The sequence below is a fragment of the Sediminibacillus dalangtanensis genome (genome assembly GCF_017792025.1).
Classification (GTDB): domain Bacteria; phylum Bacillota; class Bacilli; order Bacillales; family Amphibacillaceae; genus Sediminibacillus; species Sediminibacillus dalangtanensis.
Window position 1 is genome coordinate 3,356,789 of the sequence record NZ_CP046956.1, and the last position, 12,022, is coordinate 3,368,810.

Below are 12,022 nucleotides of genomic sequence, written 5' to 3' on the forward strand. Positions count from 1 at the left end.
CATACTGAGAATTTTGCTTGTTGGATTTTTGTAATCTTATTTCGCTATCCAGTACATGCTCCCCCTCCACCTGAACCTGCTAGCACTCGTACCCTCCAATTCTAGAATTACTAATTCATTATGCTTTTCCTGCAACAGCGGATCGGGAAAATAAAGCCGTTGCTGCAGCCCTGCGGTATTCCAGTATCTGCCGAAAGTGAAGCCATTGATGAAAAGGTTCCCTTTTGGAAAACCAGCCGCGTCAATAAATGTAATATGCCGGCCAGCGTCGTCGAAGGTGCCCGGAAAAAACTCGGATGGCGAGAATTTCGCTCAACGGTAATCAGACGACAGGCGCTCCAATGGAATAGACTTTCCGATGAAAAACACTGCTCCCAACACAGATGTTGTGGTGGAGTCTTTTTTATCCGTCAAACGGACCCCGCAGTTGACCCAGTACTAATAAACGAAACTGAGATTATCAAACTAGCCACCCTTAACAAAATGAAGAGTTCGAGGGATTAAATTAATCATGTTATAATTGTTCATACTATTAGAACGAAGAGGTGATTTTATGGAGCAGTTCGAAAGGAAAGTCACAAAGATCGGGAACAGTTTTGGGATTACCATTCCAACTGAATTACTTAAACAAGTTGGTTTGGCACTAGGGGATGAGGTGCAAGTCGAAGTGAAAGATAGGAAAATTGTTTTGAGAAAAAAAGAACAAGTTGCCCTGCCTGAAGGTGTTGATGCTGAATTTATGGAAATTTTAAATGATGTCATTAAAGAACATGACAAAGCCTTTAAAGGGTTAGTGGACAGATAATGGGTAAGGTTATCTACCTAACAACAAACCAGGTTATTGCTATCAATGCAGTACAAATCCGTTTATATTCTCCAAATGAGCCGATGGGGGTAAAAGAGTCAAGCTTACTGGATTCAGCTATTAATCGGCCCAGACAATCGGTATTGGGTAGAGATGCATACCTCACTATTGAAGAAAAAGCAGCTGCGATTTTTGAATCAATTGTCAAGAATCATGCTTTTCATAATGCTAATAAACGAACTGCTTTGGCATCTATGATTGTTTTCTTGAAGATAAATCAATATCGTTGGACTATGGGAATCGAAGAAGAACAGGACTTTACGGTAGATGTAGTTAATCATAAATATACTTTCGAAGAAATTGTTTCGACTATAAAAAGGTTTACGGAAAAAGGTTAAAATCCATTCTCCCATTGGTTAGAGAATGGATTTTGTTCGTATTTCAAGGTCTTGTTAGAGAAATGTTCCCCGGGGGAAAGGCTCAATCAAGAACAAATAACACAACTGCTTATCATAAATTTCCCCTTCATCAATGATTGGAGGCGAGACTATTACCAGGGATTTGTCTGCCAGTACTATGATTTCATCTATTTCCTCCTGCAATATAAATTAGTACGTTCATTTAGCATTTACATTTTGTCACTCAGCACATGCTCCCCCTCCAACTGAACGTGCTGGACGCTCGTACCTTCAAGTTCAAGTATCACCAATTCATTATGCTTTTCCTTCAACAGTGGACCGGGCAAATAAAGCCGTTGCTGCGGACCTGCTGTGTTCCAGTATCTGCCGAGGTTGAAGCCGTTGATAAAGATGTTCCCTTTGGTAAAGCCGGCAGCATCGACAAACGTATCATGGTGTCCGGGGGCATCGAAGATTCCCCGGAAAAATTTCGGATAACGCGAATCCCCGCTTACTCCATAATCAGTCGGCAAACATTCCAGTTCGATGGCATACATTTCCCAATGAAAAAAATACTGTTCACCAAGCCAAATGTTGTGAATGATTCCTTTCCGATCTGCCAAATGCTCTCCGTAGTTGGCCCTCCCCATGTTTTCCACCAAAATTTCCAGCGTATTGTTTTCCTCTGGAAAAGGCAGCGTAATCATGTGTTCTTCATCATTTTTATAGACGGTCGTGACATAGCTGCCGTTGATGTACACAAAACCGCGGTCCTGGATGGCGTCGATCTTCAGGCTTAATTCCCCTTGTCTTTCGACTTTGGTACGGTAAAGTGTATAGCCATAAGACTGGTCGATTTCCTCCATCGACAGGGGGGTGACGTGTTCGACACGCCTGCTGATATGCTCCAGTGTATCAAACAAACTAACCGATTCTTTCAATTCTACTGTTCCGTATGCTTTGGCGGTAAGCTTGCTTTGATAGTCTTCCGGAACGTCCATGTACGCCCGCAACGTCCGCTTGATGGCACGATACTTATCGGTCACCTGCCCGCTTTCCGTCAACAAACTATCATAATCATAGCTGGTGATCGTGGGGTAATAAATATCGTAGTGATTGGCTCCGTTCATGAAGCCGAAATTGGTGCCGCCGTGGAACATATAAAAATTGACCGAGCTGTTGTTTTCCAGCAGCTCCTTGAAAACCCGGGCAGCATCCTCCGCATTCCGGGTATGGTGTTTCCCCGTCCAGTAGTCAAACCAGCCGACCCAGAATTCCGCCACCATCTTCGGGGAACCGGGCTTCAACTCCTCGAGTTGTTGGAAAGCCCGCTCCACCTTCGAGCCAAAGTTCAACGTTGTCGTGACGTCCGGCAATGATCCTTGTTTGATAAATTCCGGCCCATCGGATGTGAATAAAAACGTCTCCAAGCCGTGCTTGGCATACTGGTCTTTGAAAAAAGCTAAATACTGTTGATCATTTCCGTAAGCACCATACTCATTTTCGATTTGCATTGCGATGACGGGGCCGCCATGTTGATACAAGAAAGGGCGCAGCTTCGGCAGCAGGACATCATAGTATTCCGCCACATGCTGCAAATAGACAGGGTCACTGCTCCTCAGCACGATATCCGGATTTTTCAAGAGCCAGGAAGGCAGCCCGCCCATTTCCCATTCAGCGCAAATATATGGTGACGGACGGATGATGACATATAAATCCAATTCATACGCCAGCTGGATGAATTGTTCGATATCGGCCAGTCCGGAAAATTCGAACTGCCCTTTCTTGGGTTCATGCTGGTTCCAGGGCACATAGGTTTCTACCGTATTCAATCCCAACGCTTTCAGCTTTTGCAGCCGGTCCTCCCAATGCTCGGGTACCGTGCGGAAGTAATGCATCGCCCCAGATAAGATCTGAAAGGGTTCGTCATCTAAGTAAAACATTCCGTCTCTAGCCTGCAGCATGGGTACCCTCCTTTCGCTTTAACAGTTTCAAGCCTAAAGGTGCTATTTCAATTGACCGGGAAACGGCGCTTCCATCAAGGAGATTGGTAAAATTCTCGTCCGGCAAGACAATAGCCTGCTTTTCCCCGCCAAAGTTCATCAGGAAAAGGTAATCATACTTGCCATCTGTCCGGCTTTGCGCCGACACACCTTTCGGCAGTTTGGTTTCCAGCGCCCTTTTCACACCACTTTCTTCCACAATCTTTTCATAAAAGGCGTCGTGGAAGGACTGTTCATTGCGGGAGGCGATATAGTATGCTTTCCCCTGGCCGAAACGATTGACCGTCAGTGCGGGACGGCCGGCATAAAAATCTTTTTGATAAGCCGCCAAAGCTTCCGCCCCTTCCAGATGAATCAAATCACAAAGCTCCATAGCTGTGTACTCTCCACACAAACCAAGCTCATTTTCCGTGAGCGTGATCTGATTCGCCTGGCCATCATGCAAGGCGTCAATTTCCTCGGACCAGATGCCGAGTGTACGTCGCAGCGGTCCGGGAAAACCGCCTAGGAACGTTAAGTCGGTTTCATTGGCGATACCCGACCAATACGTGGCGACGAAGGTACCGCCGTTCTCGACGAATGCTTCGATTTTTTCACCGACACCGTCCCGCGCCATGTACAGCATCGGGGCCACTACCAGCTTGTATTTCGACAGGTCTTTCTCCATGTCGATGACATCGACAGCTACACCTTGCTTCCAGAAGGCCTGATAATGCGCCGCGACAGTTTTTTCGTATTGGATTCCCTGGTTGCGTGGTCCCTGGGCATCCTTTATTGCCCACCGGTTTTCCGTATCAAAAATAATCGCGACTTCCGCTTCTACCGCTGTCCCGACAACCTCATCCAACTCGGCAAGGGTATCACCGACTTGGCTCACTTCTTGAAAGACGCGGGTATGTTCGTGGCCGGCATGATCGACTACGGCGCCATGAAATTTTTCACTTGATCCCCTGCTTTTCCGCCATTGAAAATATTGCACGGAGTCTGATCCGTGTGCGACTGCCTGCATCGACGCCAACAGATGCATGCCTGGCCGCTTCAATTTGCTGACTGGCTGCCAGTTGGTCATGCTAGGCGTGCTTTCCATCAACAAAAACGGCTGCCCGTCTTTTATCGAGCGAAACATGTCATGGTTCATCGCCACCCAGGCTGCCTGTTCAACATCCCCGTCAGGATCATGCCAGGTAGGATACGAATCCCATGAAACAAAATCGAGCGCATCGGCAAATTTGGCGTAGTTGAGCCCCTCGAACGCCTCCATGAAATTGGCGGTCACCGGCAAATCCGGCTTCACTGCTCGCAACGGCTTGGTCTCATGCTTGAAAAAGTCGAGCGTCTGGTCTGTCACGAACCGTTTCCAATCCAAATTCAGCCCGTGTACCATCGATTCTCCATGCGGAGCCGGCGACTCCACTTGGGACCAAGAGGTGTATGTATGGCTCCAAAACGTCGTCCACCAGCTATGATTCAAATGATCTAGTGTACCGTACTTTTCTTTCAGCCATTCCCGGAATGCTTCCTGGCATAAATCACAGTGGCACTCTCCACCGTATTCATTGGAAACATGCCATCCGATCACTGCAGGATGCCCCGCATACCGTTCCGCCAGCTTTTGGTTGATCGTCGTCACCTTTTCACGGTAAACCGGGGAAGTATAACAGTGATTATGTCGCAGCCCGTGCAGGTTGCGAACCCGGTTTGGACCGACTCGGAGTACTTCCTTATATTTCTCCGACATCCAGGCCGGACGCGCGCCGCTCGGGGTGGCCAAAAAAGCATAGATGCCATTGTCGGCGAGCTTATCAAGAATTTGGTCAAGCCATTCAAATCGGAATACTCCTTCTTCCGGTTCGAGTTTAGCCCAGGAAAAAATACCGACAGACATCACATTGCAGTTTGCCAGCTTCATCATCCGGATATCTTCTTCCATGATGCCGGGATAATCCTCCCATTGCTCCGGGTTATAGTCAGCACCGTGAAGCATTTTCGGGATTTTCGAACTGACTGGATTGTATTTCATCTCATCAAATCCTTTCCTGACTCGTTCTTCCTTCTTTATATAGGAACCATTCGCCTATTTCATTATTTTTATCGATGCAATAGGTGTACATTGGCGCATCGACCGGATGAAGGGCGTTTTATTCTTCCGTACGCCTGCTCTTCATCTTCATCGACCCGATGAAGGGCGTTTTCTTCTTCCAAACGCCTGCTTTTCATCTTCATCGACCCGATGAAGGGCGTTTTCTCCTTCCGAGCGCCTCCGTTTCATCTTCATCGCACCGATGAAGGGCGTTTTCTCCTTCCTGGCACCTGCTTTTCATCTTCATCGCACTGATGAAGGGGGTTTTCTCTTTCCGAACGCCTGCTTTTCATCTTCATCGACCCGATGAAGGGCGTTTTTCACGTCCTCACACCTCTTTTTCATCTTCATCGCTCCAATGCGCCTTCCTCTAACCAAAATCGACTCCGCCTACCGCCAAAATCAATAAAATCCCGGCTCAATCTTCACGCCAAACCGGAAAGGGCCGCTCTTAAGTCTGTATTTTTCCAGTACATCCGGTCCGCAGCTTGCCGATCCCAGTCCATGCTGTCGGTGGTCGAGCAAAACCGTAAGAAAGTCCTGCTTGACTAAATCATACGTATGCTGTGCTTCTTCCAGGTTTTCCTGCGTGTACCACTGGGCCTTGAAATCAAATGCAGGCTGTCCCCGAAAAATCATTCCGACACCTGCTCCATCCGTCAACCGTGCCCAGCGGACCTGATGGCGGTTACCGTTTTCCTGCGGATACACATACGGCGTATGAAGTTCCTCCACGGATTTTGTCCATACTCCGACACGAGCTGCTTGTCGGCTGTCGACATATGCTTCTCCCGGACCGAGGCCATACCATTTTACGAATTCAAATGCTGCCGGTACTTCCATCTTCAGCCCGACGCGCGGGAAAGTCCCCGGAAGCTTGCCATATGGTTCGCCTTGTACATCGATCGCTAGTCCGCCGGCAGCATCAATCGTGAACGTATAAGTAGTCGTGATTCCCCAATCCAAGACAGGAGGAGCGACCCTGGCTTTCACGGTGACTTGCATCTGAGCGTCACTTATCGACTGCCAGTTCACTTTCTCGATCCGCTGCTGCAGCCAGTGCAGGCCGAAGTCTTTCCATTCTTTGATCGAGGGGATATCCTTCCAGTGGACTTGGGCCCACAAATCGTTGTCGATTGGTGCCCGCCATAGATTCAGAACGGGACCAGCTTTGATTAAGTCGACTCCCTGGTATTTGTATTCCGAAAGGATGCCTGAAGTCTTGTCGAACCGGACAAAAAAATCCCCGCCTTCGATAAGCAAACTGCCGTCACCATCCTTCACCTGCAATGACCGTTTGAATGGAGCCATAGCTTTCCCGACAGTTGCCTCCAGCTCAAACTGGGCCCAGGCAATGGAATGTCCTGCTTTCGCCCATGCTGTATCGTATGCCAGCAAAAAGTCGATGTCCAGCCAACACTCCCCTTCGGAATATTGCGCGTCTCCGAGTTGATAGGCTATAACAACTTCCTTCCCCGTATGGGCGTCGATATCTGCGACAGCGAAAGTCCCGCTGGCAATAACTTTTTCCCCACCCTTGATCGACCAGACTGCCTGCAGATGATCCAGGGAAATAAAATCATAGCGGTTGGTCACCTTGAATTTGCCTTTTTCCAAATCGACAGCTTCAACCACAACTGGCTCAATCACTTTTTTGTATTCTTTCAGTGCCGGAGACGGGGTATGATCAGCCATCACTAGACCGTCGATTACAAAATTCGAATCGTGCGGTTTTTCGCTGAAGTCGCCTCCATAGGCAAAATATTCTTCTCCATCTTCTGTCACTTGGCGAATCCCGTGATCAAGCCACTCCCAGACAAACCCACCCTGCAGCCGGTCATGCTTGTAGAAGGTTTCCCAATACTCCTTCAACCCGCCGGGGCCATTGCCCATGGCATGGGCATACTCACAAAGGATATGCGGCTTTTTCAAATCATTCCGCTGTCCCAGTGCGTCCATCACTTCAACCGCCGTGTACATCGTCGTAAACACATCGGATGCTTCCGGATCCCGCTTTGGATCATAGTTGCTTTCCGACCGGGTGATTGCCCTGCACTCCCCTTCATAATGAATCAACCGGGTACTATCATAGCCTCTTGCCCAGTCCGCCATCGCGATATGGTTTCTTCCGTAGCCGGACTCATTTCCGAGTGACCACATAATGATAGACGGGTGGTTTTTATCGCGGGCAACCATCCGTTTCATCCGATCCAGATAGGCATCCTCCCACTCTGGATCATCACTGAGCCTGCTCCAATCACCGATTATATCAAAACCGTGTGTTTCCAAGTCGGCCTCGTCGATCACATACAATCCATATTGATCACACAAATCGTAAAAACGTGGATCATTCGGGTAGTGAGAGGTTCTGACCGCATTGATATTGTGCTGCTTCATCAACCGAATGTCTTCCTCCATCCATGCCAGCGGAACAGCCCGCCCCAAGTCGGGATGGTGATCGTGACGGTTGACCCCTTTCAGCTTGATCGCCTTTCCGTTCACATAAAACAAACCGTCACGCAGCTCGACCTTCCGGAACCCGACGCGGACCGGAACAACTTCGGTTGATTCATCCGATTCTGTCTGGAGCGAAATCAACAGCTGATACAAGTACGGATCTTCTGCCGACCATGGACGAGGGTTTTCCACGGAAAAAGTAGCAGTAACAGTTTCCTGGCTGCTCCCGGCAAAAGAAACAGTTTCACTATCCACTTCGCGTAGCACAGTCCCTTTAGTATCGAGCAGTTGATAATGCAGCCGATAATCCTGCACAGCGGTATCCCCGCTGTTTTCTATTACTGTTTCGACGGAAAGCTTGCCATCGCCTTTTTCAGCCCATTCCGCTTTGACGAAAAAATCCTCGACATGCACGAACGGAACCGCCGTCAAATAGACATCGCGGAAAATGCCGCTGAGCCACCACATGTCCTGGTCTTCCAAGTACGTCCCATCGGACCACTGGTAAACCTGGACAGCCAGTTTGTTGTTTCCTTCCCGGAGATACGCGGTCAAATCGAATTCAGCAGGAACCCGGCTTCCCTGGCTGTAACCGACTTGTTTACCGTTCACCCATAAATAAAAAGCACTGTCCACCCCTTCAAACGTTATGGTCACCTGTTTTTTCAGCCAGTCCCCGGCGATACAAAACTCTCTGACATAGGAACCAGTCGGGTTTTCAGTGGGTACGAAAGGCGGGTCCACCGGAAACGGGTAGACCACATTCGTATAAGCCGGTTTTCCGTAACCGTGCATTTGCCAGGATGAAGGAACATCTAAATCATTCCAGTCACTCGTTTCATAGCCTTCCGTGTAAAATTCTTCCGGTGCAGCTTGAGGATTTTCCGCGTAATGGAACTTCCAGCGGCCATTCAAAGAAAGAACAGTCTGTGAAAGCTTTCGATCGAATGTCAGCGCTGTTTGCCTGTCGGAAAACGGAATGAAATGCGCGCGCGCTTTTTTACGATTACGCTGTAATATCTGGTGGTTTTCCCAATCATGTGCCATCTAATCTTTCCTCCTACGTAAATAAAATTATCCTTTGACAGATCCCATCATTCCTGCCACGAAATGTTTCTGCATCACAAAGAAGACGATGGCAGTCGGCAGCGTCGCAATCACGATGGCTGACATAATCAGCCCGTAGTCCGGCGAGTAACCGGCCCCGAGATTGGAAATCAATAATGGGATCGTCTGCTTGTCTGGCGATTGCAGGATGACCAACGGCCATAAGTAATTGTTCCAGCTGTTCATGAACGCGATAATCGCTGCTGCCGCGTAAGACGTTTTCATCGTCGGTAAATAAATCCGGAAAAAGATTCCCAACTCGCTCAATCCGTCGATTCTTCCTGCTTCCACTAGTTCCTTGGCAAACATCTTCGTGTTTTGCCGGAAGAAAAAGATAAAGAACGCCGTGATGATCGTCGGCAGTATCGCCGCAGCCAAGGTATCGATACCGAAGAAAGGCAGGCCGCCGAATAGCCGGTACAACGGAATCATGATCGCCGCAAAAGGAATCATCATCGACAACAGCAGGAGATTGAATACCCGGTCTTTTCCGGGCGTCCGGTAAATTTCGAAACCATATCCGGCAAGGGATCCAATCAACAGCGTCAAAAAGGTGGTAATCACGGCAATAATGGTGGAATTGAGCAATGCCGTCCCCATGTCGACCGTGTCAAACAATGCCTTCAGGTTTTCAAATAAAAATGTACCCGGCAGCAAGCGTCCCTGCGTCACATCCACCGACTTGTTGGTCATGCTGACGAACATCCAGAGAAACGGAAAAATCGAGACAATCGATGCGACACTTAAAAAAGTGTATGTTGCAATCCGTTTTATCTTTCTCATTTGTCATCACCTGCCACTTTGAATTGTAAGAGCGATAAGAGGACGACCAGAATCACGATCACATAGGAAACCGTGGCCGCATAACCGAAGTCCGGACTGTATTCGAAGGAAAGATTGTAAATGTACATCGAAATTGACAAGGTGGCATTCCCCGGTCCGCCGTTCGTAATATTCATGACTTCATCGAATAACTGCAGCGTACCGATCGTGGAAATGATGGACGTAAACAAAATGATCGGTTTCAGCATCGGTACCGTGATGTAAAAAAACTGTTGAAAGCTTGATGCCCCGTCGATTTTCGCCGCCTCATACATCGAACGGTCGACATTTTGCAATGCAGACAGATAAAAGATCATGTTATATCCGGTCCAGCGCCATGTGATTGCTGCGATAATCGTGATTTTTGCGAGAAATGGGTCAGAAAGCCAGTTTAACGGTTCCGAGATAATCGACAAATCCATCAAAAACTTGTTGATCAATCCGTCCACGCCAAACAAATATTTAAAAATAACAGCATAAGCTACCAATGAGGTAACACACGGTAAAAAGATCGCCGTACGGAAAAATCCTTTGAACTTTAACGTCGCATCATTCAACAGTACGGAAAAAAATAGAGCCAGGACAATCATGATCGGTACTTGGACAAGCAAATAAATAAACGTGTTCGTCAAGGCGGTGATAAACGTCGGATCACTGAACAGCCGGATATAGTTTTCCAGGCCGACATATTGCAAATTTGCTCCCATCCCTGACTGGAAGGAGAGTAGTAATGCACGGATCATCGGATAAAAATAAAACAAACTGATTCCTGCTGCCGCTATCAGGATGAACAGCCAGCCGATGTAATTGTTTTTCAAACGTCTGCCGAGCGATTTTTTGCTGGCAGTATAGGGCAATCCCGTTCGTTTCATCACTTTACTCAACTGTTTTCAACTCCTCTTTATGTGTAAATCGTTACAGGATTGTGCAAGAAAGGGACCCTTTGAAAGTACAAGCTTTCGCAGAATCCCTTTTGGTTGGACTTTCCTATTCAAGGATCAGTTATTTCTTTCGTCACTTTGCACTATTTCAACTGTGACTCAGCCTGCGCCTGGGCATCCGCCAAGACAGCTTCCAAGTCTTTTCCTTTTAAATAATTTTGCATTTCAGCAGCTAAAATATCTTCGATTGCATAGGTGTGCAAGCCATAGTTGACACTCGGGATTTCCTCGGTCCATTCGGAGAAATCGGCGATGACAGACTGCCCGCTGAAGTAGTCGTTTTCCGCCTGGTATGCTTCCCCATCAGCTGCAGGGGCGTACGTCCCGAGTGCGCCTACATCAAGCACGAGGTCCTGGTAAAACGCTTCGTTTGAGCCGAACGTGGCCCCGAGGAACTCAGCAGCTTTTTCCTTGCCAGGGATATTCAAGACATAGAAGGAGCTTCCTCCCTGGTTGGATGCATTGACAGCCCCGTCCAAGTCCAAGCGCGGGATCGGAGCCACTTCCCATTTGCCTGCCTGTGACGCTTCTGCTTCGATACTCGGCGCAATCCAATTACCACTTGGAACGGTCGCAACATCGCCGCTGTTGAAGGCTGCGATAAACTGGCTCCAGTCGGAATTGGCTTTGACAAAGTCTGCTTCAATCATCGCTTTATAGTTTTCAAATGCTTTTTTCAGGGGTTCGTTATCGACCAGATTCACGGTTTTCCCGTCATCTTCCACGTACCAGGATCCGGCACTTTGAATCATGACACGGAGAATCCCCAAGTCGTTCGGATCAAGCGAAATCATATCCTTGCCAGTTTTCGCTTTGACGTCCTTGCCGATTTCGATGTACTCTTCCCAAGTGATATCGGTCAAGTCCTCCTTGGTGTAACCAGCTTCCTCCAAATAATCGGTACGGAAGAACAACCCGGTCACCCCTGTATCAAACGGCAGTCCGTACTGTTTTCCGTCGAGACTGGTAGGCGCCAGCTTATAAGGAGCGAAATCATCGGTGTTGAAATAGTCGCCAATCGGATAAAAAGCATCCGGATAAGATTGCAAAAAGCTTTGAGCACGCTGATCTTCAATCAATACAATGTTTGGCATGCCTTTCATACTGCCGGAGCTGAGACCGGTGTTTAACTTTTGCACGATATCGTCCTGTGCGTTTTCGATAATTTCCAGGTCCAAATCTTCTTCGTACGCATCTTTGGCAAGTTCCAGTGCCGCAATGTTAAAGTTCGGATCCCAAGCCCAAGCTGTGATTTTGTCCGGTTCCTCCCCGGTATCCGAGCTTCCGCTGGCATCATCCGAAGAACAAGCTGCCAGGGCGAGGAGCGCGACAACGGTCAGTAGGAACAAACCTGTCTTTTTCCAGTGCAAAAACTTCATCTTCCTTACCCCCTCTATAATGTAAGCGTT

The 12,022-nt window shown here is 48.1% G+C and carries 9 protein-coding genes and 1 pseudogene; 2 read left to right on the forward strand and 8 right to left on the reverse strand.

The annotated features are described in order from the left end of the window. Window positions 1-36 precede the first annotated feature (36 nt). Window positions 37-273 (reverse strand): annotated as a pseudogene (locus ERJ70_RS20240) (hypothetical protein); the annotation flags it as partial. Between the two features lie 280 nt (window positions 274-553). Between ERJ70_RS20240 and ERJ70_RS16630 the strand changes: the two are divergent. Both ERJ70_RS16630 and ERJ70_RS16635 read left to right on the forward strand, forming a co-directional pair. Continuing rightward, window positions 554-805, forward strand: coding sequence for an AbrB/MazE/SpoVT family DNA-binding domain-containing protein (locus ERJ70_RS16630; protein WP_209365884.1), 252 nt, complete (start codon window positions 554-556; stop codon window positions 803-805). Continuing rightward, entirely contained in the window at window positions 805-1,203 is a 399-nt protein-coding gene (locus ERJ70_RS16635) for a type II toxin-antitoxin system death-on-curing family toxin (RefSeq protein WP_209365885.1), read from the forward strand. Before ERJ70_RS16630 ends, ERJ70_RS16635 begins: the two co-directional genes overlap by 1 nt. 230 nt (window positions 1,204-1,433) lie before the next feature. On the opposite strand, the gene ERJ70_RS16640 is transcribed toward ERJ70_RS16635, so the two are convergent. From ERJ70_RS16640 to ERJ70_RS16665, 7 genes are all read right to left on the reverse strand, one after another. Then, the gene (locus ERJ70_RS16640) at window positions 1,434-3,167 is read right to left on the reverse strand and encodes a glycoside hydrolase family 35 protein (protein ID WP_209365886.1); all 1,734 of its coding nucleotides are present in this window, start codon (window positions 3,165-3,167) and stop codon (window positions 1,434-1,436) included. Further along, a complete protein-coding gene (locus ERJ70_RS16645; protein ID WP_309507106.1) occupies window positions 3,154-5,226 on the reverse strand; it encodes a beta-galactosidase in 2,073 nt (690 codons plus the stop codon). The genes ERJ70_RS16640 and ERJ70_RS16645 overlap by 14 nt, the downstream gene beginning before the upstream one ends. A 68-nt stretch (window positions 5,227-5,294) precedes the next feature. Continuing rightward, on the reverse strand, window positions 5,295-5,423 hold the full coding sequence (locus ERJ70_RS20135) for a hypothetical protein (RefSeq protein WP_256439055.1): 129 nt from the start codon (window positions 5,421-5,423) through the stop codon (window positions 5,295-5,297). Between the two features lie 265 nt (window positions 5,424-5,688). Then, window positions 5,689-8,790, reverse strand: coding sequence for a beta-galactosidase, LacZ type (gene lacZ / locus ERJ70_RS16650; protein WP_209365887.1), 3,102 nt, complete (start codon window positions 8,788-8,790; stop codon window positions 5,689-5,691). Window positions 8,791-8,817: 27 nt separating this feature from the next. Further along, entirely contained in the window at window positions 8,818-9,633 is an 816-nt protein-coding gene (locus tag ERJ70_RS16655; protein WP_209365888.1) for a carbohydrate ABC transporter permease, read from the reverse strand. Beyond that, a complete protein-coding gene (locus tag ERJ70_RS16660) occupies window positions 9,630-10,544 on the reverse strand; it encodes a carbohydrate ABC transporter permease (protein WP_209369487.1) in 915 nt (304 codons plus the stop codon). Before ERJ70_RS16660 ends, ERJ70_RS16655 begins: the two co-directional genes overlap by 4 nt. 152 nt (window positions 10,545-10,696) lie before the next feature. After that, complete coding sequence (locus ERJ70_RS16665; RefSeq protein ID WP_209365889.1) at window positions 10,697-11,992, reverse strand: extracellular solute-binding protein; 1,296 nt, start codon at window positions 11,990-11,992, stop codon at window positions 10,697-10,699. Window positions 11,993-12,022: the final 30 nt, after the last annotated feature.